General features: G+C 39.7%; 25 protein-coding genes and 1 tRNA gene. 12 read left to right on the forward strand and 14 right to left on the reverse strand.

The features are described 5' to 3' along the window. Window positions 1–29: 29 nt before the first annotated feature. The 3 genes from ACEN9X_RS24640 to ACEN9X_RS24650 form a co-directional block, all read right to left on the reverse strand. On the reverse strand, window positions 30–251 hold the full coding sequence (locus ACEN9X_RS24640; protein ID WP_413667652.1) for a hypothetical protein: 222 nt from the start codon (window positions 249–251) through the stop codon (window positions 30–32). Between the two features lie 88 nt (window positions 252–339). Next, window positions 340–780 (reverse strand): VOC family protein, encoded by a 441-nt coding sequence (locus tag ACEN9X_RS24645; protein ID WP_413667653.1) that lies wholly within the window; start codon window positions 778–780, stop codon window positions 340–342. 164 nt (window positions 781–944) lie between these two features. Then, a complete protein-coding gene (locus ACEN9X_RS24650) occupies window positions 945–1,691 on the reverse strand; it encodes an NUDIX hydrolase (protein ID WP_413667654.1) in 747 nt (248 codons plus the stop codon). 145 nt (window positions 1,692–1,836) lie between these two features. Here ACEN9X_RS24650 and ACEN9X_RS24655 point away from each other — a divergent pair, with 145 nt between their 5' ends. The 8 genes from ACEN9X_RS24655 to ACEN9X_RS24690 all read left to right on the forward strand — a co-directional run bounded on the left by ACEN9X_RS24655 (window position 1,837) and on the right by ACEN9X_RS24690 (window position 8,026). Continuing rightward, a complete protein-coding gene (locus ACEN9X_RS24655; RefSeq protein WP_413667655.1) occupies window positions 1,837–3,468 on the forward strand; it encodes a carboxylesterase/lipase family protein in 1,632 nt (543 codons plus the stop codon). 83 nt (window positions 3,469–3,551) lie between these two features. Then, window positions 3,552–3,938 carry a hypothetical protein gene (locus tag ACEN9X_RS24660; protein ID WP_413667656.1) on the forward strand — a complete coding sequence of 129 codons (387 nt, stop codon included), beginning with the start codon at window positions 3,552–3,554 and terminating at the stop codon, window positions 3,936–3,938. Window positions 3,939–4,039: 101 nt separating this feature from the next. Further along, window positions 4,040–4,228 carry a hypothetical protein gene (locus tag ACEN9X_RS24665; RefSeq protein ID WP_413667657.1) on the forward strand — a complete coding sequence of 63 codons (189 nt, stop codon included), beginning with the start codon at window positions 4,040–4,042 and terminating at the stop codon, window positions 4,226–4,228. A gap of 68 nt (window positions 4,229–4,296) precedes the next feature. Continuing rightward, window positions 4,297–4,821, forward strand: a complete 525-nt coding sequence (hscB, locus tag ACEN9X_RS24670) for a Fe-S protein assembly co-chaperone HscB (RefSeq protein WP_413667658.1) — start codon at window positions 4,297–4,299, stop codon at window positions 4,819–4,821. A gap of 19 nt (window positions 4,822–4,840) precedes the next feature. Further along, a tRNA-Leu gene (locus ACEN9X_RS24675) sits at window positions 4,841–4,920 on the forward strand. 410 nt (window positions 4,921–5,330) lie between these two features. Further along, entirely contained in the window at window positions 5,331–6,785 is a 1,455-nt protein-coding gene (locus tag ACEN9X_RS24680) for a DEAD/DEAH box helicase (protein WP_413667659.1), read from the forward strand. Between the two features lie 72 nt (window positions 6,786–6,857). Next, window positions 6,858–7,151, forward strand: a complete 294-nt coding sequence (locus ACEN9X_RS24685) for a hypothetical protein (protein WP_413667660.1) — start codon at window positions 6,858–6,860, stop codon at window positions 7,149–7,151. 338 nt (window positions 7,152–7,489) lie between these two features. After that, on the forward strand, window positions 7,490–8,026 hold the full coding sequence (locus ACEN9X_RS24690) for a hypothetical protein (protein ID WP_413667661.1): 537 nt from the start codon (window positions 7,490–7,492) through the stop codon (window positions 8,024–8,026). Window positions 8,027–8,124: 98 nt separating this feature from the next. On the opposite strand, the gene ACEN9X_RS24695 is transcribed toward ACEN9X_RS24690, so the two are convergent. From ACEN9X_RS24695 to ACEN9X_RS24730, 8 genes are all read right to left on the reverse strand, one after another. Further along, the gene (locus ACEN9X_RS24695) at window positions 8,125–8,355 is read right to left on the reverse strand and encodes a hypothetical protein (protein ID WP_413667662.1); all 231 of its coding nucleotides are present in this window, start codon (window positions 8,353–8,355) and stop codon (window positions 8,125–8,127) included. 21 nt (window positions 8,356–8,376) lie between these two features. Further along, complete coding sequence (locus tag ACEN9X_RS24700; protein ID WP_413667663.1) at window positions 8,377–10,785, reverse strand: outer membrane beta-barrel family protein; 2,409 nt, start codon at window positions 10,783–10,785, stop codon at window positions 8,377–8,379. Window positions 10,786–10,806: 21 nt separating this feature from the next. Then, window positions 10,807–12,348 carry a DUF6734 family protein gene (locus ACEN9X_RS24705; protein ID WP_413667664.1) on the reverse strand — a complete coding sequence of 514 codons (1,542 nt, stop codon included), beginning with the start codon at window positions 12,346–12,348 and terminating at the stop codon, window positions 10,807–10,809. A 17-nt stretch (window positions 12,349–12,365) separates the two neighbouring features. Beyond that, on the reverse strand, window positions 12,366–14,552 hold the full coding sequence (locus ACEN9X_RS24710) for a peptidase domain-containing ABC transporter (protein WP_413667665.1): 2,187 nt from the start codon (window positions 14,550–14,552) through the stop codon (window positions 12,366–12,368). 78 nt (window positions 14,553–14,630) lie between these two features. Next, complete coding sequence (locus tag ACEN9X_RS24715; RefSeq protein WP_413667666.1) at window positions 14,631–15,602, reverse strand: hypothetical protein; 972 nt, start codon at window positions 15,600–15,602, stop codon at window positions 14,631–14,633. Window positions 15,603–15,627: 25 nt separating this feature from the next. Next, window positions 15,628–17,001, reverse strand: coding sequence for a radical SAM protein (locus ACEN9X_RS24720; RefSeq protein ID WP_413667667.1), 1,374 nt, complete (start codon window positions 16,999–17,001; stop codon window positions 15,628–15,630). A 225-nt stretch (window positions 17,002–17,226) separates the two neighbouring features. After that, window positions 17,227–17,436: a hypothetical protein gene (locus tag ACEN9X_RS24725; RefSeq protein ID WP_413667668.1), complete on the reverse strand. Its 210-nt coding sequence runs from the start codon at window positions 17,434–17,436 to the stop codon at window positions 17,227–17,229. A 181-nt stretch (window positions 17,437–17,617) separates the two neighbouring features. Then, window positions 17,618–17,827 (reverse strand): hypothetical protein, encoded by a 210-nt coding sequence (locus ACEN9X_RS24730; protein ID WP_413667669.1) that lies wholly within the window; start codon window positions 17,825–17,827, stop codon window positions 17,618–17,620. Between the two features lie 344 nt (window positions 17,828–18,171). Here ACEN9X_RS24730 and ACEN9X_RS24735 point away from each other — a divergent pair, with 344 nt between their 5' ends. Next, on the forward strand, window positions 18,172–20,997 hold the full coding sequence (locus ACEN9X_RS24735; RefSeq protein ID WP_413667670.1) for a thiopeptide-type bacteriocin biosynthesis protein: 2,826 nt from the start codon (window positions 18,172–18,174) through the stop codon (window positions 20,995–20,997). On the opposite strand, the gene ACEN9X_RS24740 is transcribed toward ACEN9X_RS24735, so the two are convergent. Then, entirely contained in the window at window positions 20,891–22,054 is a 1,164-nt protein-coding gene (locus tag ACEN9X_RS24740; protein ID WP_413667671.1) for a sensor histidine kinase, read from the reverse strand. The two genes, ACEN9X_RS24735 and ACEN9X_RS24740, sit on opposite strands and share 107 nt — an antisense overlap. Before the next feature lie 98 nt (window positions 22,055–22,152). On the opposite strand from ACEN9X_RS24740, the gene ACEN9X_RS24745 reads away from it, so the two are divergent. Then, window positions 22,153–22,302, forward strand: a complete 150-nt coding sequence (locus tag ACEN9X_RS24745) for a hypothetical protein (RefSeq protein WP_413667672.1) — start codon at window positions 22,153–22,155, stop codon at window positions 22,300–22,302. Window positions 22,303–22,320: 18 nt separating this feature from the next. Here ACEN9X_RS24745 and ACEN9X_RS24750 read toward each other — a convergent pair whose 3' ends face one another. Further along, complete coding sequence (locus tag ACEN9X_RS24750) at window positions 22,321–23,064, reverse strand: LytR/AlgR family response regulator transcription factor (protein ID WP_413667673.1); 744 nt, start codon at window positions 23,062–23,064, stop codon at window positions 22,321–22,323. Window positions 23,065–23,444: 380 nt separating this feature from the next. Between ACEN9X_RS24750 and ACEN9X_RS24755 the strand changes: the two genes are divergently transcribed. After that, window positions 23,445–24,188 (forward strand): LytR/AlgR family response regulator transcription factor, encoded by a 744-nt coding sequence (locus ACEN9X_RS24755; RefSeq protein WP_413667674.1) that lies wholly within the window; start codon window positions 23,445–23,447, stop codon window positions 24,186–24,188. Between the two features lie 73 nt (window positions 24,189–24,261). Here the strand turns inward: ACEN9X_RS24755 and ACEN9X_RS24760 are convergent, their stop codons facing one another. Further along, a complete protein-coding gene (locus tag ACEN9X_RS24760) occupies window positions 24,262–24,657 on the reverse strand; it encodes a group III truncated hemoglobin (protein WP_413667675.1) in 396 nt (131 codons plus the stop codon). A gap of 285 nt (window positions 24,658–24,942) precedes the next feature. Here ACEN9X_RS24760 and ACEN9X_RS24765 point away from each other — a divergent pair, with 285 nt between their 5' ends. After that, window positions 24,943–25,278, forward strand: coding sequence for a hypothetical protein (locus ACEN9X_RS24765; protein ID WP_413667676.1), 336 nt, complete (start codon window positions 24,943–24,945; stop codon window positions 25,276–25,278). Window positions 25,279–25,781 lie beyond the last annotated feature (503 nt).

The raw sequence follows: 25,781 nt of genomic DNA on the forward strand, positions 1-25,781 counted from the left end.
TTTAAATGATTTGTTTGCAGAAAATAAGATTAGTCGGTCAAAACCTCGGCCCTGCAGCCCAAATCATTTAAAAAGCTGATCAGCGATTTTGCACATAAAGTGCCGCTGTCACATTGTACCCGCAGGATATTGTCACAATCATCCAAATCAAAATTGGCTTTATGATTTCCAAATGCTTTGTGAATGGCATCCAAAAGCATGCTGGCCTGGCGGCGTTTATTTACATTGGTTTTAAAAACTTCTACCATCATAAGTTTTTGATTAGCTGTACTTTTAATGGAGATCAGGAATATGGTATCAGGGATGCCCTTATTATCGGCATCCCTGATTGTTTTTTAATTATTGCGGACGGTTGGGATTGTAGGAGATCATCCAGCTGATGCCAAATTTATCTTTAATCCAACCAAAGTAGTCGCCCCAAAACTCTTCACGCATCGGGCCACCACTTTGCTGTCCGGCTGATAAACCGGCATGAAACCTATCAGCCTCTTCCTTTGATTCGCAACTGATAGTAAGCGAAAAGTTAGTGCCCATGGTTACCAAGCCCATACCGCCTTCTTCAACTCCCAAAGCGTCGGTACCCATAAGCATATTGCCCGGGCCAAGTGGCAGTGCAATGTGCATAAGCTTGTTCTGGTCTTTTTCGGCAAGTTTTGATGCTTCCGGACCATCTTTAAAACGCATTACTACGGCAAATTCGCCCCCAAAAACCGATTTGTAAAAGTTAAATGCTTCTTCGGTATTACCGTTAAAGTTTAAATAAGGATTTACGACTAACATGATGTCTGATTGTTTTTGATTTATAATTGAGTGATTTTATAAAGTAAAGATAAGGCTTGTAGCCCCTATACAGGAGGGTGGTATTAAGACATGTTAAGGGGTTAATTGCGACATTATAATTTGCCTCAAAGCACACAACGAGGTCCGGAAAACATAGTCTTCCGTTAATTACCTGCCTGTACTTTACCTGAGATAAACTTATACAGGTACGGTGCTTTATGTGCACCGCCTGTCCATTTTTTGGCTATCCGTTCTAAAATGCCAAGCCCCAGCATTTTACGTTGAAAAGCCGCACGGATAAGTTTTTTGTTCAAAATAGTTTCGTAAAGCGACTGGAGATCGCCCATAGTAAATTCATCGGTCATTAGGTTAAAGCCTATAAGCTTTTGATCAAGATTGTTTTGGAGGGTTTCTAAGGCCTTATCGATAATTTGATTGTGGTCCTGCATCAAAACTGGTAATTCGTCGAGGCTGTACCAATCGCAGCTATCTGATATTTCATCTGGTGCAGGCACAGCTTTGGTGAAATCAACAAGGGCATAATAACCAATTGAAACAAAACGTTTCAGGAGCCAATGGTTATGAGGAGGTTCATACCCCCGGGCTTTCATTATGGCTTTAAGTGGTGCAGGGTCATAACGGCTGTAGTTACCAAATACATAAAACTGTTCCAGATAGATATTGCTCAATGCCGTGCGGCTTTCCAAAACCCGGCGGGCTGCCTGATTTACATCTTCGTTATCATGAATAAAACCGCCGGGCAGGGCGTATAATGATGAGTTTTTATAGGATAGCAGCAATACCTTTAACTGGTTATCGTGAAACCCGAAAATAACGGTGTCGATAGCCAAACCGGGCAAAAAACCTTCGCCACTGATATTACTTTGCTGTTGCTCAAACTCTTTATTCATGCAGTCCTAAAAAAATGATTGCACAAGTAACAAAAAAATTTGAAATGTGAGCTTAAATATTTTATTATTGTATCATTATGTTACAATAAGGTCTGCTATCCTTATTCGCTCGTTTATACATTCGCTACAAACCAAATAACCAATAATGAAGAAACCAATTTTAGTAATGCTGTTGCTTGCGCAGGTAGCCTCTGTAAGGGTAATGGCGCAGCTATCTGCAAACAAAACAACCGTTGAGACTGGTGCGCTCGAGGGCACGCGTGAAGCATCAAACGTTTTAAGCTTTAAAGGTATTCCTTTTGCCCAGCCACCTGTTGGCGATTTGCGCTGGAAAGAGCCCCAACCCGCCAAAAACTGGGAGGGTACTTTAAAGGCCGATCATTTTGGCCATAACCCTATGCAAAAGCCAATTTTTGGCGATATGGGGTTCAGGTCATCAGGCATGAGCGAAGACTGTTTGTACCTTAATGTATGGACACCGGCAAAATCATCAAAAGAAAAACTGCCGGTGCTGGTTTATTTTTATGGTGGCGGCTTGATGGCCGGTGATGGGTCGGAGTCGCGTTATGATGGTGAGAGCATGGCTAAAAAAGGCATTGTTGCTTTAACCGTAAATTATAGACTTGGTGTGTTTGGCTTCTTTTCGCATCCGGAATTAACAAAGGAATCTCCTAATCATTCATCTGGCAATTATGGATACCTTGATCAGCACCTGGCTTTGCTTTGGGTACAAAAAAATATAGCTGCGTTTGGTGGCGATCCTAAACGGGTTACCATAGCAGGCGAATCTGCAGGATCCATTTCTGTGTCGGTACAAATGGCTTCACCCTTATCAAAAAATCTGATAGCGGGTGCTATCGGCGAAAGCGGAGCAGGTATTAAACCAACACTTTTCCCTATTCCGCTGGCTGATGCGGAACAAAACGGTGTTAAGTTTGCCGCTAATGAAAAAGCAAATACCCTGGCTGATTTACGGGCTATACCCGCCGAACAGCTATTGAATGATGCCTTTAAACCCGGTACGCCGCCAATGTCGGCCACCATTGATAATTACTTGTTACCGAAATCGCTGCCCGAAATATTTATGGCAGGCGAGCAGGCTAAAGTGCCATTGCTGGTAGGGTGGAACTCGGCCGAAGTGCCTTTTCAGTTTATGATGCGCGGAGATGCCCCAACGCTTGAAAATTACACCAAAACGCTAAAGCAACTATATGGTGACAGGGCCGAAGAAGCTTTGAAGCTATATCCGGCTGCAAATGACGGGGAAGTAATTAAAGTAGCCACCGATTTATCAAGCGATCGCTTTATTGTATACAGTACATGGAAATGGGCCGATCTGCAGGTGCAAACAGGAGGGAAGCCGGTTTATCGTTACTTGTTTTCACGCGTTCGCCCCGCGATGGTTGCCTCAATGGGCAACGCTACTCCAGGACTTGCAGGTGGGGTAGTTAAAGGTGATGCAGCCAAACCTGCCCCTAAAATGCCACCGCCGGTAGGAGCAGCACATGCTTCAGAAATTGAGTATGCTATGGGTAACCTGGCCGGAAATAAAACCTATGCCTGGACCCCTGATGACTTCAAGGTATCCGAAACTATGGAAAACTACTTTGCCAACTTTATAAAAAAGGCAAACCCTAATGGCGCAGGCTTGCCTAAATGGTCGGCAATTACAGATAACAATAATGTTAAATTCATGAATATAGATGTTAAAAGTGAAGAAAAGCCGGAAGTTAACCGCGCGCGTTATTTGTTTTTAGATAAAGATTACATGAAATAAGATTTTTTTTCAGATGTATGGGCTGGCTCCTGTGATTTTTCGCAGGGGCCTTTTTTGTAAAGTAATCTCACTATATTTATTCAATGAAATTGATCCCGGTGAAAAGCGTATTGTCTAAATGGCTACTAACAGCTATTATACTGCTTGGCTTTTTTACGTTTTCGGGGCCTGCTATTCAAACGTCAAACAGGTTTGATAAGCCGCACACAACATTAGTTGCCGGTTATACCAATAGGATCTCCAAATCAATTTTATACAGTGCTACTTTAAAGGGAGTCAACCGAAATACCATTTCAGCTTTAATTTCCGGAACGTGTAGCCTGCTTGCTTTAAGTTTTTTGCATAGCCTTCAAACTCATACTGTGGTTAAGCAAACATCATGGTTGTTCATACCAAATAACCAGATCAAATATCACTCTTTTATTAAGGTTTTCGGTTCAGATTCCGCCGATGATAGCTATTCTTTGTAGGATAATCTTTCCTTTTTGATTACCAAAAGGTAATTACCCCATTTTAATTATTCGGGTGGCGGCCCCTATAAGGGCTGTGCCCATCATTTTTATGATGTAAGATGAAAAAAATTAAAAGGCTCATGAGGCTTTGCGGGCTTATCATGTTTATGATATTGGCTGTTGCGGGCATAGGAATATTGGGAGTGGCTCCCACTTTAACTAAAGATAGAAAACTATTTGCTGATAAGCATCCTGCGACAGAAATGGCAAAGAAAAGTGAAGCCGACCAGGAAAAGCCCGACGAATAGCAGATAACTTACTCAAGCATGAAGTTCATAGCGGCATGAATAGCCCGTTAATAGTTATCTTTGCCGCTATGAACTATTTTGAATTTTATGGCATCCCTGAGTCTTTTAAAGTTAACCAGGCTTTGCTGAAGAAAAAGTTTTACGAGCTGAGCAAGCTTTATCATCCCGATTTTTATGCCGACGAGGATGAGACGAAACAACAGGAGATTTTAGAACTGTCGACCATAAACAACAAGGCTTATCTGGCACTTGGCGACCCCGCTAAGCGTTTAGAATACATTTTAAAACTGCATGACCTGGTATCTGAGGGAGCAAAACCACAATTACCTGCAGATTTTTTAATGGAAATGATGGATATTAATGAACGCCTGATGGAAGTGGAAGACGCCAACGAATTAGCAACCATAACTTCAGAAACACTTGCTATTGAGGGGGATATGAATGAAGAGCTGGCGAAGCTGACCAAAGACTACGAAGAATTGGACGACATTGCTAAAGAAAGCCGCCGGATAGAAATTGCAAATATTTACTATAAACAAAAATATTTGTTGCGAATTAAGGAGAGTTTATCTACATTTGCAGCCCGCTTGTAAGGGAACACACTTACAAAATGCCCAGATGGCGGAATTGGTAGACGCGCTGGTCTCAAACACCTGTGGGAAACCGTGCCGGTTCGACTCCGGCTCTGGGTACTTACCGGGCTCAAGCCCAAAATCCGAGAGGGTTGCTCATAAAAAAGCAACCCTTTTTCTTTGACTTTCAGTACGTTATCATAGAACGCCGGATCGACAAAAGTGGTTCTAAACATTTCCCCACCCCACGACAGATTATCTTTGAACACCCCCCTAATCAGGGTCTGCTTCTGAATTATGTTACCTTTTTCATAAATCTGAAAGATGTTAGAAAGTTCGGGTAACAAACGCTCAATTATATCATCGTCCGGCTCTACTTTAGACTTTTTATCGTCACTTAGCGCATATTCCAAAGCAGCTTTTTCCTCTTTAAATTTTTTAAACCAAGTCTGATAGGTCGAATTTTCGATTTCATTATTCATCAACCTTTCTTCAAGGTTGTAAATCTTTTCGTTAACATCCTGTAAAGCTTGTACCTTTTCCTTGTTATCATAAAATACAAACAGCAACCGGCGCTCATTTTAGTTCATCGTAAGCAGTTGGCCGATCAATGGATAGAGCGTATAGAGTCGTTCTTGGGTATCCCAAAAAAAGATATAGGCTGTATTGGACAGGGGAAAAATAAAATAGGCAAACACATCACAGTCGCCATGATTCAAAGTATGGAAAAAGCGTTGGATACAGCAGAATCTCCGAAATTGAACAACGCTTTTGGTACTGTTATTATTGATGAGTGCCACCATATTCCAGCGGAAACCTTTCAGCGGGTTATCGGAAAACTAAATAGTTATTACATGTACGGGTTGACTGCCACACCATTCAGAAAATATAACGATTGTAAACTAATATTTATTTATTGGGGCGAGATCATCCATGAGGTGAAAGCACCTGAAGTACAAAACCAAATTGGTAGTCGAATCATTGTCAGAGATACCGACTTGTTTGTTCCATTCAACATTAAGACAGATAAGTTTGAAACCCTTTTTAAGATCTTGATACATGATTCAGCGCGGAACCAACTTATTTTGAATGATGTAGTGTCGCAGTTGAACTTAGGTAAAAAAGCTGTTATAATAACAGAGCGAAAGGATCATATTGGTTCGCTTCAACAATATTTAAAACAACAATACGACACTATTGCATTGAGCGGCGAAGATTCCGACTTAAGTAAAAAATCGAAGTGGGCGGCCATAAATAAAGGTGATTTTCAGGTGCTGATCACAACGGGCCAGTATTTTGGAGAAGGAACTGATATTCAAGATATATCGTGTTTGTTTTTGGTCTACCCATTCGCTTTTGAGGGTAAACTCATTCAATATATTGGCAGAGTACAACGATCAGAAGTATCACCCGTTATCTATGATTATCGAGACCACAAGATAAGCTATCTGGAAAGACTATTTCAGAAAAGAAACCTGTACTATAAAGAACTTGATAAAAGCGGCCTAACAAATCCAATAGATGAAAGCGAAATAGTAAGTAGTCAAATAAACGAGAAAATCGAGGTGACGATCGAACAATTGGAATTTAGATTTGGTAGTATTGCTTTTAAGCATGTCATTGCTGACTTTAATAATAAAGAAGTTGAGTTTGAAATAGAGAATTTAAATGTCAGACCAGAGTTCGCCGTTCTCAAGCCGTACTTTATTCGATTTCTAAAAAGTACAACTGTGTTAGTCAGCATCCGGGCTACGTTCCAACATAACAGACTAGTCTTTAAATCAGCGACCTCAAACGACCTTGATAAAATAAACCACGAGGTTATTGAAAGTGTAAAGTTCCGTTTTTTAAATAAAGAGATCATAAAAGGTGTCCGGGCCAGCGAAGAAAATATATTGGATGCCGGGCAAGTGCAAGGCGACAGTGAGCAATTAATTTATACCAACGAAGATGATTTACTGGAAAATATACTGGCACTTAAATAGTATAAACACCATAGCCATATCCGGTATCTTTCCCAGAAACATGAAAGATCTATATTAAAGCTCCGCTTTGTATTGGAGCCATTTTCATTTGTGTTTCTACTTTCCGGCAATAATCAATATCACTTGGTGTGGGAAACATTAGACACTGAAGAAGCAACCTATATATGGCACATTGAAAAATCTATTTACGAACTTGAACGGAGTATAAAGCGAATAGACGGTTTGCTCGGCCAAATAAGGACAAAAGGGCGACAGCAATATCTTGAAACTAATCCTGAGCATTTTAGCCGCATCGTACATGATTATTCGGATCACGCTAAAGGTTTAATTACATGGAAAGACTTATTGGAAGAAAAACTATTCTAAAAAAGCAGCAATAGTTAATGCGTTATTTATCAATATATCCTGTCCCCTTACTCTTTAAACCCCAATTCATCCGCGCCACGCGTTTCAAATGATCTCTAAATCGGTTCGTATGTATAAGGGACAAGAGTACATCTGATAGATGTAGAAGGCTGTAAGTTAATAGCTTACAGCCTTTCTTTCTTTTTTCTTACATATCATTTTAGTAATATTTTTGGATCAGGCAGGATTAGTCAGCAAAGTTTGTGACGGATATTTAAGCGTTAGATACTTGCAAAGAAAATCATCCTTTCTTTGCAACCAATTGCCCGGATTATTCGTCTAAAATAAAAAATACACCTATGAAAATATTATCTGCCATTTTTATCACTGCATTGCCATTAGGCCTTTTTGCACAAACAGGGAATCATCTCCCGGTTAATTCATATGAAAAACTAAGCTTCGAAAATGCAGGTTTTTTAGTGAAGGATTATTATATACCTCTTGATGGTAATATCAATAACGACAGAAGCGCAATGTACCTGTCAAAAAAGCCCGGTATGGATGATGTTTTAAAAGCTGCAACCACATTTAAAACAGATTCTTTCACGGTTGAAAAGGACAAAAAAGTTCTTTATTCCATAATCCTTCATATCGATCCTTCATCCAGCTATTTTGCAGTCACAAACATAAGCACAGGAAAACAGCGAAATTTCCCCTGCAAATTTGATGGGGTTATATCGGCCAACAGAGCTATTGAAATAACCGGAAAGCGTTATGATAAAAATGGCTCCGTTGTTGACGGGATATTGAATTTCAATTCAGCACAATATAAGATTGTATCGAATAAAGAAATTGAAACAACAATAACCGGTATCCTCAATAATAACAAACTATAGTGGTACCCGGTTAGAAAATAACAAAGGCTGTTCCGGAAAGCGGAACAGCCTTTTGCTGTTTTCACGAGGTATTGCAGGGTTTAAAAGATGCTTTTATTTCAGGCTGCAAGGTTGTTAATTGCACATTTATCATTGCATGAATTATAGGTGCCACAGGCGGTAAGCTCAGAGCATGATCCTGAATGGGTTGCACATTCATTAACGCTACGTACCCCTCCGTAAAGCAGATCCATGACTTCGCCATTTAGTATGGTTACCTGGCTTTGCGGGGCTGTTGCAGCCTTACTTAAGGTGTTTTGAAATAATGATTTAAGAGATTTTGATTTCATGGTTTTAGGATTTTAAAGAGATTATTTTATTCGTTGTTTTTCATCTTCGTTACTGGTGTTTCGCTTATCGATGCGTTTTACCTTCAGGTTGCCAAAGGTTTTACTAACCGTAAGGCGTATGCTCCGGGCATCGCTATTGGTTATTACCCTGGTGTACTGATCGTCGGTTTCATTAATGTTGTACACATGCCGGTCGTTGTATTTCAGTAAATCGTTTACTGCAAGCGAGAGTCTGAAATTGCTTTTAGGAATGTTATAACCGGCTCCCAGGTCTATGCGGTAACTGCTGGTATTATCCCTCCATAATCCGTACCTGCCGGGTGTGTTAAAGCTTATATTGCAATAAAGACTAAGATTTTTAGAGCCGATTTTGCTAAATGAATTATTTAAGGATGCAAATAATTGCACGTTACTGTTTGAAGCAGTTGAGTTAGTAATACTTGTGTTATAGCTGCGTTGATAGTAGCCAAGGTTTGTATTTATTGAAGCGGTCCAGTGATTTTTGAACATGTTTCGTTGTGTGAAAAACCAAAAGTTATATTGTTTTTGATTTCCCCAGTTTTGCCATTTAATTAATAAAGTGTCCTGGTTAATAACCTGGTTGATTTGGCTAAACAGGCGATTGTTTTGGGTATAGGTAAGCCCCCAGTAATAGGTTTGTTTTAAACTGTACATCAATTCTACTATACCGCCGTTTGATGGGTTTAGATATGGATTGCCTTCGGTGATGGTCCTGCTGCCTATCAATCGTCTTGCGGGGTTAAGATAGCTGTACCCCGGGCGACTGTTGTTTATTTTTGAGGTTAGTGAAAATGAATTGTTATCATTAGGGCTGTAATTGAGATAGCCTAATGGAAAAATGAAAGTGTAATCCTGTTTATTGGTTTGCAAAGTGGCCGATTGTGTTTCGGTATGGATATGACTGTGCTCAACCTGCAGGCCAATCTTTGCTGACCATTTTTTGCCAAAATCCCGCTCTAAAGTTGAATATCCTGAATAGATGTTCTCGCTATAATGAAAGTCGGCCGAAAACTCGTCGAGAGGTTTAACTTCATTATTTGACAGGTCAAAGGCCTGGTAAGGAGTATTTATGGTTGAGTTACTATACCTGAGGCCGCTTGTTAATAAAACCTTTGCGAAAACAGGTTTTGAAAAATCTGTTTTAACAGCATAGTTGCGTATATGCTGTGGCGATATATTTTGGTAATTGCCGCCCGGAAGATTACTGGTAAAGCGGTTGTCCTGGTCCATATCGGCTTTTAAGTAGTCTGTGCTTAACTCAAAATAAGTTTGTTTCTTTTCCGAATTGTATTTCAGGAACGCATTGTTTGACAGCAGGTTGTTTTTTACATGGTCAACTTGCTGATAGTCTGAATTGATTGCAGCAGGTTCAATAATTTCGGCGCCATCACCATTACTATTGGTTTTGGAGTTGTTGGTTATCAGTTGTGTTCCAATAGTTAAAACCGGTGTTAAACTATACCGGAGATCGGTATAGATGTTTATTCCTTTACGGTTGGCATGGGTATTTACGTCAGATGTTACCGTTGATGGCTGCGCACCACGAAAATCGGTAGTTTTGTCGATGGTTTTGAAATAGTCTCCATCATTAAGCCCGATAGAAATGGTTTGGTTATATCGGTTAGAATTGATATCAAGACTGTTTGATAAAACACCCCGGTTTACACTGGCCCGTTCATAGGCAAGGGATGTTGAACCCCTCACGCCATTTATATCAAGATGTTTTAGGACGATATCGATAACAGGGCCGTTAACATCATAATAAGGTGGCGGAACACTGAGAATTTCTATCTGCAGGATATTATCTGCAGGCATATTTTTTAAGAAATTGGCCAAGTCTTCACCAGTAAGCGGGAACTTTTTCCTGTTAATGAAAACAGTTGCATTTTGCGGGTTGCCGAGTATGTTTAATGCACCCTGGTCTGTTAATTGCACCATGGGTGTTTGCCTCAGCACTTCAAAAACATTGTTCCCAAGTGTAAATGGCGAATTGGAAACATTGAAAATAAACCTGTCGCGTCTGCGTTCAAGCAGCCGCTTGTTACCTGCTATTGTTACGTTAGACAGGGTGTTGATACGGTCTGTTAATTTTACCTTGATGGTGGTATCATTTGCCAGGTTGATTTTTATTGACAGGGTATTATAAGCCACATTGGTTATGGTCATGCTATAAATGCCCTTTTGCAAGTGATTAATAGTAAAGGACCCATCTTTGTCACTTAAAGCTGTTTGTACAAAGCCTTGATTCGTGGCCGAAGTCAATTTAACCGAGCAACCGGGAATGGATACGGCTGTACTATCTTTTATAAAACCCTTTATACTTAACTGAGCATAAGAAGCGGTACAGAAAAGCATGAAAAAGAGAGAGATGTATATTTTTCGGAATAGTGGGGTATTAGTTATGATCATATGATTTGGGTTATGTTTGCATCAGGCTACCAAAAGCCTGTTGTATACGAATGCCTGGCTCGATAAAAAATGATAAAGACCATCATTTATGGAGCCGACTTCTATTTTTATCTGATCATGATTGCTCATGATTTTAATTATTTCTTTTCCTTTAAGTCCCTGATCTTTAATTAAATCAAACACCATAAACCAGTTTTTTAAAAGGATGAGTTTAAACCGGTTGTTTTCGCGGCAAATGAGGTACGGGGATAAATTACCTTCGCTCGGGGCTTTATCATCTATCATAGCCCCTATATTTTTGATTGTTAATTCGTGCGGCCAGTCATGATAAAGATGTATGATCTGGCACGAGTCTTCATTTATTTTGAACTCAAGATCAAGGAAATTATTGATGTCATATTCGTACAGGTAAGTGAGGCTGTTGCAGTAGGCAGTTGCCGGCTTAAGGTTTTTTACGGCCCATTCTATCTGGTAAAGGTCCCACAGCTTATGATATTCGTTTTTATCAAAGTTCTCTTCCAAAAGTGCTTCTATAACATCTTCATTAACATCTTTTATATGGTGGTTTAGCTTTCTGATGTAGCTTTCGCAATAACCAAACCTGCTGTCCGCACTGCTGGCCTGCCAGTCGGTCGGGATGGAAGGAGTAGCGCTGTAAATTTTCTGATTTTTGTAAATATTGCTGATGTGCTTGTAAAAACGCGGAAACTCAAATGAAAAGCGTTCTTCCATATGTAGTGCCAGTTTGATATGGGATTTGGCCTGACCAATCATGTGGATATATTTTTGAACCTGGGGTACCAGTCCAAAAGAAGTAAGGTTATACATATGGCCTGCATTTTCGCTTAACAGCGTGCCAGCAGCAGTTTGCGCGTCCCCATATTTCATAAACAGCAACTTGGCATAAAAGAGTTGTTCAAAGTACAGGTTATATGCGCCCTTCAGATCTGAATTGAGAATGTTATGTTCATTTTGTTTTACAAATTCAAAAGCTAAAGCACAATAGTTTTTATAGAAATCAATATCGTAACCGCCTATAATACCGGCATTAATGGCGGTAAGTTCGGTATTCTTATTCATGGCATCGGTAAACTGACAGGGGATTACAAAGTTTTTGCTTATTGCTTCTTCATGCAATTGCTGATAAATACCATGGTTTACCTCAAAGTTTTGGAAAATAAGTGGTTTGGCCAGCAGCTCGCTGTTAAATCGTTCCCACATAAATACGTCGTTATCTATGTGCAAAAAAGGTTCAGTTTGTCGGCTGTAAGTATATATTTTACCCATTGACCACAGCATCGGATCGATATGGTTAATACAGTCAAGCTCAACCTTTACATCATCATAAGGAAGGGAAAGTTTATTGATCAGCCAGTCGAAACCCTGATTATCTGTATATAAGGTTACAGGTGTACCTGCGTTGTACTTTTGCAGCAGCATTAAGCTCATGGCACAGCTTATAGCATGGTGTTTTTCGGTTACCCAGCCGCCGCGAAAGCGGCTATAGTCGTTTTCGTATGTTTTAATACAGGGTAAACTCCAGTAGGATTGAATGTGCTTCATGTTTATTATCTGTTGGATTAATTCCCTAATTCTAATTGATTTTTAACAAGCTGAAAATATTTGCCCCGTACCTGGGTAAGCTCCCGGTGATGACCTGTTTCTTCGAGCCGGCCGTTTTCAAGCACGATAATCTGATCGGCATTTTTTACTGTACTTAACCTGTGTGCTATGATCACTACAGTACGGCCTTTAAAAAACTCGTCAAGGTTTTGCATAATCTGCCGTTCATTATTTGAATCAAGTGAACTGGTTGCTTCGTCAAGGAATAAGTATTTTGGATTTTTGTAAATAGCACGAGCTATCAGCAGGCGTTGTTTCTGCCCGCCGCTCAGCCCCATACCTGTATTACCTATTTTAGTGTTAAACTGTAGGGGGAGCTTTTCGATAAAACCAATAAGGCAGGCTATCCGGGCTGCATTTATTAATTTATCCATATCCGGTTGCGTATCGCCAACGGCTATATTATCGGCTATGGTGCCGCTAAAAATGTATCCGTCCTGAAGCACTATGCCGCATTGTTCACGCCACTTTTCGGGGTTCATTAATTCAAAGTTGGTATCGTCCATAAGGATGCTGCCTTTTTGCGGCGTGTAGAAATTGAGAAGTAACTTGAATATGGTAGATTTACCACTTCCGCTGCTTCCAACTATAGCCGTTACCTTACCTATGGGGATCTCAATATTGATATCTGAGAGTACGTAGGGCTGGCTGCTTCCTTCATATTTAAAGCTTACATTCTTTAACTCAATCTTTTGTTTCGGCTCAATATCCAGGTAACCGGCATCCTCCATAACCTCGTTTCTGCGCTGCATAATTTCATCAAGGCGGGTTAACGATAGCTGAGCGTCCTGGATGGTACGCGAGAAGTTGGCGAGCGAATCGATGGGGTTGGAGAGTAGTCCTGTTATATAACCAATGCTAAGCATAGTGCCTATACTCAGTTGACCTTTGATAACAAGGTAGGCGCATAAAAAAGTAATAAGCACATTTTTAAGCTGCGTTAAAAGTTGCACGCCAATATTTTGGTATACCCCCAGCTGCAGTACACGGTTTTTAAGTACAAAGATTTTGGTTTGCAAGCGTTTCCACTGTGATATTTTTTTATCCTGGGCATTGTTCACCTTCACATCCACCATGCCATGAATAATTTCATTTACGAGATTGTGATTTTCAGAATTGAGCCGGAAGTTAGTGTAATCAAGTTGTCGCCGAAGCCTGTAAAACAGGAACACCCATGAAACGGATATAACGCTTAAAATGGAAAAGATGTAACCGATATCAGTATTATAACCAAACAAGCGTACGGTTAGTACTATAGTTAATACTATTGATACGATGGTTTGGATAAGCTGCTCAGAGATAAAGAGCTCTACGTTTTTTTGATCTTCAATGCGCTGAAAAATATCTGTTGGTACCCGGCTGTCAAAAAAGCGAACAGGTAATTTGATCACCTTAAGTAATAGCTGGGTGATCATTTTCACGCTGATCCTCATACTGAATTTTACACGTACCCAGCCCTGGATCCAGTTAAAAAGGTTTTGGCCGAATATTAATGCCAGCTGAAAGCCCAGAACCGACCACAAGATGCCAATATTTTTATGCTGGATCCCCTTATCTATTACCGTTTGCATGGTTTTGGGAAACACATAAATAATGGCTGAGCTAAACACAATGATAAGCAACAGGGCGCTGATAAGCCGGTGTTGATCTTTAATAGCATCTTTAAAGTAGGAAAAACTCCGGCCAACGCGTTCCTTAAAGGTTGAGGATACTAACTGAAGTTCGTCAAAGTCGGCTTTGGGTTCAAGGAACAGGGCAATACCTTTTTCGGCATCTTCTTTCCACCAGTTTACAAAAACGTCATGCTTTAGCCTGATTTTACCAAATGCAGGATCTGATATGTAAAAATGCTTATCGGTAATTTTATATAAAACAACAAAATGATCCTGTTTCCAATGAATAATACAAGGCAGAACCGCGTTTTCTATCAACCATTGGCTTGTGCATAATAGAGAGACCGTATCAAAACGCAGTTTATTAGCAGCGTTAACAAGGTCGCCAACGGATACGCCTGCCCTGGTTGTTTCGCATAAGTCCCGAAGCTGTGCAAGAGACGATTTTTTGTCGTAATATTTTAAAATGATCTTAAGACAAGTGGCTCCGCAATCGCTATATTCTAACTGTGAATAATGTGGAAACGACATATGAAATTTATTAAAATATTGATCTTTTGTTGCTTTCAGCCGGTAACCGGGCAATTGTTATCAGTTACCGGCAGTTGATCAGGAATAAACGGGCTTCTTGTTATAAGTAAGGCCATGTTCAGCTAGTATGCCGGCGAAATGTGTGAAATTTGTATGCTCTTCAATATTTTCATCAAGCCCGTTAGTGTAATTCAGGTAATTATTTAACACCAATCGTTTCAGGTAAAACGGACTGTTTCTGATAGCATCAAAGTCAGATTCATTTAGGGAATTAAAAATGTCTTTTTCGCCATTGAAATACTGATGATTGAGGTTTAATACCCGAACCAGGGCGTTGAGCGTGGTTTTGGCCTGATTTTCAGGTTGAAATACGTTTTGTAATACCGACTGGTAAATGGCATCAGCCTCTATGCTTTCGTCTCCAAACTTTCGCCACAAGGCATGGATAGAATTGTTAACGATATGATGGGCCCACTTTGTTTTTTCTGCGTGCGACAGGCCGCTCAACGAAGGATCGAGATAGGCGTTGTTATTGATATCGTAAATAACACTATTCAAAACTGCCGATAAAAGTTCGATGGTTTTTTCCGTGTCATGTGTTTTGATAAAAACACGCAAAATATTAACATTCAATTCATAAATGCTGGGTACAAATTTGGCCATCTTGTCTTTTTGAATAACAGTGAATTTTAAGGCCTCCTCCATGCAGTTAATGGCGCTTTCGTAACGTTTTTCAACATATTCCAGGTAAGCGAGGCATGAATAATAATTTGCTTCAACTGCATTTACCACATTGGGCGAGAAGGTACTGCGGTTAATGGCCGAAAGGGTTTTGAATGTGGCGTAAGCCGAATTTATTTCATTACGTCTGCTAAAGGTTAAGCATTTTTCGCACAGGGTATAAAAATAATAGAGCTCCATATATTCAGAACTTGAAAGCTCTTTTTCAAATTGGGTTAACAATTCGATAAAAATGTGGTAACTCTTTAATTGTTGCTGAGTCGTGTCCTTTAAGGCGCTTGCTGAGCTGAAGTAGTCAAGAAAATTCATGTCAAAAAAGATTAAAGGTTAATGATTAGTTCAATACAGTTGCTTGTGCACTATCAAGGCTTACAAACTTGCTCAGGAACAGACGTTCGTCAATATTCTTTTTGAAGCTTGGGCAGGCTGCCGTACCGCTGTTCCAATGTTTTGGACAACCACCACCACAAACAGGAAGGAATTTGCACCCTTTACACCAGGTATCGTTGGTAGGTATTTCGTTAAACCAATCACGCATGATAACCTTGGTCGAGTCGACATTTGGATTGGTATGAAGATTACCTGCATAATATTCCGTATTATCATAAACAGGGGTATAAGGAACCTCCCAGCATGTTGACACATTGCCGTAGGCGTCATAAACCTCGCTTTGAGAATTAGCAACCATACACACATTGTAGTTTCTTAAAGGAATAAGCCTTCCCCGACGCAGTAGGCCATAGCTATGGAGTTTTAGTAAAACGTCTATCTCGAACTGTGCGTAGTCGTCTTTAGATATACCATTTATTTGCGACGCGCCATTGTCGCCCCAATCATGTATAGGTGCAGTGTTAAAGCCAACTTTATCTAAAATTCCGTGTTCGTGCATCATTTCAAGCAGAGTCATGATGTTGTCCTTGTTCTGGGCATCAACATTACACCTGATATTTATATCAGCCTTATTCTCCCTGAAAAACTCAGAGTGCACAATTTCTTTTACATTGTTAAAGATGATGTCAAATGATGGTGCCCCGGTTTTTAACATCCGGCGCTGATCATGAAACTCGGCAGTACCGTCAATAGTGATCTGGTAGCTGGTGATCTTGTATTTGCTTACAAGCGTTTTAAAAGTTGACATTTTTAATGCAAGAGCGTTGGTAACGATAGATGCGCTGTAATAAATATTATTGTTGTTGCAATAGTTGATCAGCTGCTTTGAAAGCTGTTCTATTGAACTCAGGCCCGTTAATGGTTCGCCTCCATACCAGCTTACAGACAGCGTTTGCAGAGTATCCTGTATGGCCAGTACCTTGCCGATGATCCGGTTGTAGATGGCATCATTGGTCTCGGTAGATGCAACTTTCTTTACGTGCTGCTGTCCGCAGTAATGACATCCTAACTGACAATTGGCCGTTGGCTGAATGGTGAATGATAAAAACTTTTTGTCGTTATCCTTGATGTTCTCTTTATTGGAGGTTAGCACGTAATCCAGTTCATTTTGCTCGGTAGGTACAATAGCTTCGGCAAGCATCAGCGTATCAATTACCTTTAATGGCAGTGCTCTCCAGTTTTCCTGTAAAATATCATCGTGATACTTTGTTTCCAGTTCAATTGCCGCACCTGTACGTGTGGCGTACAAATAAAATGCATCGGGCAACACGTCTTCATCCTTGCTGATGTGTACGTATTTGGATAATTTAAATTCCATGGTTGTTGCTTTTAAATTTTTGTGACTTGTTTAGTACTGTTATTTCTCGGCTTTACCGGAGCCGGTCCGTTATATTTTAAATGGGTGATAGATTAGCCTAAAAAATGAAAAACCTTAAGCAAATCCTTGCTGCCTGCTACCTGATGTCAAATGTTGCCGGATGGGTTAATTAAAGTTTATGCTTTATATAAACATCTGAAATGCAGGCAGCTAAGGATAGCTAAATTAAATACCTACTTTCACGTTGTCGGCGAAGCATTTGTCGGTACATGAGTCAAAAGTGCCGCATGACGTTAGGTTTGGACAACTGGTTGAAACATTACCACCCATAGCGTAAATGAGTTCATCCTGGTTAAGGATGCTTACTTCAGTTGGTTTTGCATTGTTTTCGGCAAGTTTGGTAGCCATCAGGCCTCTTAAATTTTTGTTTTTCATTTTTATGTTTTATTAAAGGATAAACAAGTTTCCATGTTCGTAATCAGGGTTTTCGGGCATAGGTATTCCAGTTCAGCCGGAAATGTCCAGCTGAATAATTCTAAAAAACGCTTAACCGGATTTACTTTTTGCGGCGATTAATCTTGAAGAGTGCGATCATGGTTCAGGTTAATTGAGGTTGTTACAGGCCAACAGTTACGTTGTCAGCAAAACATTTATCACCGCATGAGTCAAAGGTGCCACATGAGGTTAGCTTTGGACAATCAGTTGCTACATTACCGCCCATGGCAAAATTAAGTTCATCCTGGTTAAGGACGGTCACTTCTGTTGGTCGGTCATTGGTTCCGGCCATTTTTAAAGCCATCAGGCCTTTAAGGTTTTTGTTTTTCATTTTTTTTAGCTTTTTTGATTTTTAAAAAAATCCAACAACATTTATAAAACATTAATTAAACTTTACTTATCCGGTTAAGGGGATTGCCGTTATTTGTGCAATTGATACAGGCTGTTCCCCTTATGGTGTTTTTAGTGTCTCCGGTGTTGCACCAGAGGATAAACCGATTGGATTAAAGTTAATTAAGAAGCATTTTTTTTGTATTAAAAAGAGGCTGTGTTATATCCTGAATTTTGCCCTTTTTACCCCGAAAACCGGCCTATGCGAAGAAAAATATGTGTAAAGACCTTCTGAAATGATTGTTTAGCGTAAAAAATCAGAAGAATATCTATTAAATAATATCTATGATAAAGCTGAAACTACACAATGAAATCCTTTGCCGCACGCCAGCATTTAGTTTGATCGATACGCTTGAACAAACTACCGGACATCTAAAGGAAATGATAAAAGAGGCATCGCCTGATTTTTACCAGGTAATCAATGACCAGGATTTTGTTCAATTGAATAATAGCTTAAACAAAGTTGGGTTTTCGATCTGGAAATATTTTAACAGGGCCAAATACCGTGCTACTCCCTACGGAAGCTTTGCAGCAATATCCCTGTTGAATACTGATGGCGATACCGGTACCAGAGCATCTATAAACAACACGATGCAATTGCACCGGTTCATCAACTGGCAGCATAAGGATGCTTATGTTAGTAATATATCTAACTTGATAGAAAACATACGATGGTTTCAAACCAATACATCTGTTTATAAAACTGGCAGCGAGTACAGATATATCAGGGTAAACGATGGGAAATTTGAAATAGCTTCGGTTGCCGGTTTTGCAGAACTTGACGCGCTTTTAGCGTTTTGCAGCAAAAAGGCTTGTAACGAAGATGTTTGCAGGTTTATGTTTTCTGAATACCGTTTAAAGCAGAGGGACGTTTTTGCTTTATTAAGGCAATTGGTCGGGCTTCAGCTTTTGCTAACCGATAAACATCCTAACATAATTGGTCCTGATTATTTTAGCAGGGTAGATTGCCGCGCATCAAATGGAGATGGCGACTATATCATTGCAAGCAGGGAGGTTATTTCAGGTACAATTGATAAAACAAAGCTTAAGAACGTTCCCGAAATGCTGAGTTTCATGGCCAGGCACTTACCGGGGCAGGCAAATAGTACCTTAAATGATTTCACAAGAGCATTTCTAAAGAAGTTTGAGGGCAGAAGCGTTCCGCTTACCATTGCCCTTGATCCGGAATTAGGTATCGGCTACGGAGATATGGGGGAGGAGTACACTGGCGAAAAGCCCGTTATATTACACGCCGGGAACAAATCTGAAACCTCACAACAAACCATTGTTTACACCGCGCTGCATAAGTTTATATTAAATAATTTATGTAAGCCGGTGATCAAACTGGAAGAGTTTAGCAGCGATGGTACCAGAGAAATTCTTCCGTTACCTAATACTTTCAGCGTTTTAATGCATTTTTGGAATGATAAACCGGTTATTGAAAACGCCGGAGGATGTACCGCTAATGCATTGCTTGGGCGTTTTACCATAGCCGACACCCCATTTAAACAAATGTCCCGGAAGCTGGCCGATATTGAACAACAGGCTAACCCGGATGTGCTTTTCTTTGACATAGCCTACCAGGCCGAAAAGCAGGTAGATAATGTTAATCGCCGTAGTCGGGTATACGCGCATGAACTGCCAATACTAACATGGTCATGCCATGAAGAGCCTCTGCAGCTCAATGAGATCCTGGTATCTGTAAGAGGGAAGGAAATTATCCTTTGGTCCAAACAACTTAATAAACGAATAGTGCCGCGGATTCCGTCGGCATATAACTATACCCGTTCTGATCTTGCTGTGTATCGCTTTCTTTGCGATCTGCAGCATCAGCAAATCAGTTCTGATCTTAACTTTAAAATACAACATTTTTTTCCTGGCCTTGATCATTATCCCAAGGTAATATATAAAGACATTGTAGTTGCTCCTGCATCATGGAAGATCCCGCAATCATTATATAGGGCCGGCCCTTCCGAAAACGTAAAAGATAAAGTTATAGGATGGCTCACAGATAAAGGGATTAGCTTTTTATTTAAAAGTGGTTTTGGCGATCAAACTTTGTGCTTTAATCCGAAGCTTGACGCCGATATGGATGCATTTGCCATTTACTTAAGACAATATATCCAACAGGAAATATACATTACTGAGGTGCTGAACACAGATGCTGATGGATTAAGTGACAACGATGGAAAGAGATATGCTGCCGAATATATTTTGAATTATACTCATGATGAGCAGGTGTATGATGGAATTAACATTGATAAATTAAACGCCAGTACGCAGAGCAGCAACATTTTGCCTGGCGGCGATTGGATTTATTTTGAAATATACTGCAGCACAACAAGGGCGAATAATCTTTTAACAGGCAGATTGAACTTCTTTTTACGGGATGCGAAATGGGAGGTAGCAAAATGGTTTTTTATACGTTATGAAGACCCTAAACCACATATCAGGTTAAGATTGCAATTGAAACATCCCGAAAATGGTTCGAACCTGACCCGGAAATTGAATGTATACCTGGCACGTGATTTTACAAACGGTGTGGTAACCGACGTTCAGATCAAAACCTATTACCGCGAAACCGACCGTTACGGCTATGACAGGATGCCGTTAATTGAATCCTTCTTTTTTGCTGACAGTAAATATGTGCTCAAGCTTATAGAAAAGGCATTATCAGGCAATGATTTGTATAATCAAAGTATTCGGCTAATGGCGGAGCTGCTTAAATACGGACTCGGTTGCATGGATGAAGAGATCGAATTTGTGCGTGCAATGGCCGATAGTTTCAAGTCGGAATTTGGAATGGGTGGTGAGTCTTTCAGGAAAATTAATCAGGATTATGCTGAATTAAGAAAGCAATTTCCGCAGTTAGGCTATACAGATGAAAGGTATTTGCCTTCGGCGTATGTTAAATTATTCAGGCGCATCATGGATACTGCGCAAAGCCAGGCTTCAAGACATCAACTGATAGCAGATCTTATTCATATGCATGTTAATCGTCTTTTCAACGCAAACCAACGTGCTCATGAGGCCGTTCTTTATCATTATCTCTTGAAGGTTTTGCAGACACGCCGGGCGTTTTCAAAGCAGATACGGGAATGGCAAGACTAAGTTTGAAATGTTTATCGGTTTCGTCCAGGTAATATTTAAAATCGACAAGATTACCGTAAGCATATACAAGGCGCTTTTTGATGTTGATCAAGCCGGTTTGGGTTCCGGGCTTTGGCCCGGAATTATTAATCAGGTTATCTGTATCGATATGAAAAATACCATCCTCAATAAAAATATTCACCAACGATTCATGTCCCGGTTCGGTCAGGTTACCGTGCTTGAAAATATTTTCTACCAGGGTCAGCAATACCAGGGGGATCAAATACAGTCTGCGGGCTTCATCCGCAACTTGAAGCCTGAAACCCAGATCATTGCTTTTGCGCATTTGGCTTAGGTACAGCAGATTGTCTACCTGGGTGATTTCTTCTTCAAGGCAAATGTAATCGCCTATTTTATCTGAATCAATTGCATAGCGCATCATTTCTGACAAGGTAATAACCGCATCTGAAGCTACCGGTGATATCGTTACAATATTATGGTATATAAAATCAAGCGTATTAAACAGGAAATGCGGATTGATTTGGGCTTTTAAAAAAGCGTTCTGTGCTTTAATAAGCTCCTGCTCGGCATTTTGCCTGTAAATTACATCTTCCAAACGTTGCTGCTCAAGTTCGCTGGTTTTTTGTTTTTCATTAGTGTATCTAAGGATAAAATAATATCCTGTTGAGAACCCAATGAAGTAAATCCCCCGGTATAACGTTTTAAGACTATATTGATATGATAGTTTAAAATTAGGACTGTCGGTAATGATATGGGCCTTAATAAGCAATGCATCAGCTGTATAGGACATTAAAATGAATAGCGATATTTCTCCTATAAAAATGAGCGGTATCCTCCATATTGCTGCCCTGGTGGATGATAGTGCCCATGGCAGGCCATAGTGGGCGTGAAGGTAAAATAAAAAGGCAATAATGAAATAATGCGTTGCGTAGGTTAACGGATTGCCAAACTGCCCGGTAACCAGCCCAATTACAATAGATTCATACAATATAAATAACGTCCAGGCGACTATATGATGTTTATATTTCTTTAGCCACAATAGGTTAATGCTTTTCATGTAAGATTGTGCTTTTGTATAGGATTTTAACTGTTATGTATAGTGTGTTTTCTTTTTGTGAAAAAAGGCCATAAGTTTCGGAAAAAATAACAAACTATATGAAAATCAGATCGTTTAAAATTAACTGTACTACGCTTTTTGTGTACAATGCTCCCAAAAACAACAGGCCTTCAACGGAAACCGACCCTACTACAAGTATGGTAACTTTTACCAAAACAGGAAGTTTTACTGCGCGCGGTTTAAAGTAATATTAAGGCAGGGCTTAATTAGTCTTTACGCCCTGCCTTAATAAGTTTTTCGGCCATGAAGGCAGCAAAGTTTTTCCGGTAATAGTCGCCCACGGTAATATCGAGCCCGGTGGTCATTTTGATCATATTGCCTTCAATACTTTCAATATGATCTTTGCTCAAAATGAAACTACGTTGAAACTGCACAAAGGCGGGTTTCCGGTTAAACACTTGCGAGATCTCTTTCAACGACATGTAGGTCATCACCTTTTTTGAAGTAGTATGAATCATTACATAGTTTTGCTTGCTTTCAACGGCTACAACTTCGGCATACTTTACCTTTATTATTTTCAGATTGTCATTTTTGTTTTTTACAAAAAAGAAATCGTCCAAATCACCGGAGTCAGTATCTTCTTCAATTACTTTGGGAAATAGTTTGGCAATAGTGGCAGCAAATTTAAAGAAGGTATAAGGCTTTAGCAGGTAAGCATCGGCGGCAACTTCAAATGCTTCATACCCATAGCGTGTATGGGCTGTTGTAACAACGAGTTTGTGTGTTTGCTGCCTTATTGCTTTTGCCAGTTCAAGACCGGTAATACGCGGCATTTCAACATCCATAAAAACGAGATCAACCATGTCCATATTTGCAAAGTCAAGTAAAGCGTTCACCGGGTCGGTATAGCAATTAAGTAATTTGAGATTGGGTACATCATTAACATATTTTTTTAAGCCCTCAATTGCGTAAGGCTCGTCATCAATTATAATACACTTATAGCTGCTCATTTTGCAAATAGAAAACTCAGTTCAATTTATTAAAATATTAAATATAAAATACAATCAGGCAGCATTAACATACTTATTGCTGTTTTTTGACAAAAACCAGTAAAGAAAATTACCCTGTTTATGTAGAAAGTATAACGTTTTGTATAAATATTGCACTTATTAATTTTTATACGGATAAATTGCGACATTGATTTGCCGGATATAAATATTTTTTGAATAAAAAATCCGGGATAGTAATAATGAAGCTTTACCGGCATATGTAATATTTAGGCTGGGCATCATAATTATACGCCCGAAGACCGTTTTTAATGTTTTTTGTTAGTTAAAATAACCGGCGTTAATTACCGGTGTATAAAATAGATTATAGTAAACCATTTATTATGCTAAGATGCGCTATAATTGATGACGAAGAATTTTCAGTCAATTCTCTGTTAAGATATATAGAACTTTTACCTCGGCTGGATGTAATCGGGGTGTATACCAATCCGCAGGAGGCATTGGAACAGGTTGGCCAGGTTAATGAGTTAGACCTGCTTTTTATGGATATCGATATGCCTTATATCTCAGGTATTGAACTGGCCCGGGCGTTGAGGTCAAAAACACAGAAGTTGGTTTTTACCACCTCGCATTCCCAATATGCTTTTGACGCTTTTGAAGTGGAAGGCGATGCGTTTTTACTCAAACCATTCAGTTTCGGAAAGTTTTCAACGACCATCAACCGCTTATTCCCGGTAATGCCCGGAGAGAAAGCAAACGATGCCGGTTCCGGAGACGATTATTTTTTGGTGAAAAACAAAGAAGAGGACCTGCGGATCATCAGAGTGAGATATAACGAGATTGTAGCATTTGAAAGTGCACAAAACTATGTTAAAATTTATCTTACAAATGGTAAAGTGTTAACTGCTTACCTAACGTTGAAAGATATAATGGATATAGTAGGTGCGCGGGACAGCTTTAAACAATTTCATCGTGCGTTCATTGTCTCTACAGATTGTATCGACTATATAGAAGGCAGTACCATAAAAATGGTCAATAATCTTTGTTTTACCGTGGGTGAACATTACCGGGACAGCTTTTCGATGTATTTATCAAATAAACTTGTTAAAACCTCGCGTAAGCGATAGGTGCCAGATGAGGGAGATTTGTTGAAGATATAATATCCAACACCACGTATTTATGATGCTGTATGTTCCATTTTTACAATAATGCCCGTCCGGAACTGCTTTGAAAATGCTGAACCTTCAGTTCAAACATTTGGGCGATTTTAGCAGCCCGCCATTTTGCTTCTTCCGCTTTTTCACCGCTGAAAAGCTCATCAACTGTTTGCGTAAACAGGTTTACCCAGCGGTTGAAATGTGCCGGGCCGACAGGCAGCGTTGCATGAGGCGGAAAAGGGAGACCATGATAGGTATGTTCACCAAGCAGAGTAGTTTGCCAGAATGCGTACATTTTTTCAAGATGTTGCGGCCAGTTGTCTTCGATACGGGCGTTAAAAACTGGCCCCAGCAAATCGTCTTTCTGCACCTTATCGTAAAATGAATTGACCATTAGTTTCACATCGCTGAGATCCAAAAGCTGCTTTTCCTCTTCCATAACCGCAATATAGGTGATTATATTCCAATGACGGGCAACGCCTGTCAGGGATACGTAAAATCATGGTTTTGAGCCGATATTTGTACCGGCAAAATATCCGGTTTTATGCGGTAAAAGGATATACACGGTTTGTCCTGTACTTTTTTTATTGGAAGGCTTAGTTCTTTAATAATTGAGGCTCCCTGTCGATATTAATTGCCACACTGAAGTCACAGTTATACTATATCAACAGTTGACACAACAAGCGACTTTCTTTTTTTTAGCTTTGCTTTCAAAATACTACCTATGGACTTAAACAACGTTACATTAGAAATAACCGGTCTCATCATCACATTTGACCATTACGACGCCCTGGCAGCAAATCTGTTGAGCAAAGAAAAAAGCGGATTAAACGATGAATTCGAAAAAATACGCAGCAAAAATAGCGGCCATTTACGTGTTTTTTTCGGCGATACTACCTTTTATGATCAAGACAAACAATTAAAAAAGTTGTCCGAAATTAAGACGGCGATCAAAGACAGGCTGGAAGGTGTGGATGCCAAAAAGGTACACGAATTCATTGAAAGGCTTGAGAAAGATGCAAAAAAAATGAGGAAACTTTATAAGGCATTACAGAAATGAGAACGAAGCGCCGGTTTGATAGCAGTTGTGTAGGGGAGAGATGTAAAGCCTGCAACAGGGAATGACTTTTTGATGTTTAGGCTTTCTCGTTTCACCTTACTAAATGTTGTATCAAAGAGGCTGTATCATAAATGGAGATACGGCCTTTTTTTGCTTATTCGGATACTTAAAGCGATATGCATGGTTTTAGGTTGACTCTACTGACAAAAAGGGGGTTAACAGGGTTAACAGAATTTTGTATCGATTTTTAATTATATTGTTGATAATCAATTGATTGGGCGTTTTTTATGCCAAAAAAGTGTTAACCCCCTTTTTGTATAATGATATTTACTTATATTGTTCATAGTCAGTTAATTAAATGATTTTACGCGAAAATGTGTTACCCCCCTTTTTGTGTAAATATAATCGGCTAAATTTCAAGTCACTGGTAACATAACATCAGGGGGCGCAATTTGATTTATGATACAACCTCTTTGATGTCTAGTGTCTGAGTAAAGCGGTGC

It is taken from the genome of Mucilaginibacter sp. Mucisp86 (assembly GCF_047324315.1).
Taxonomy (GTDB): Bacteria; Bacteroidota; Bacteroidia; order Sphingobacteriales; family Sphingobacteriaceae; genus Mucilaginibacter.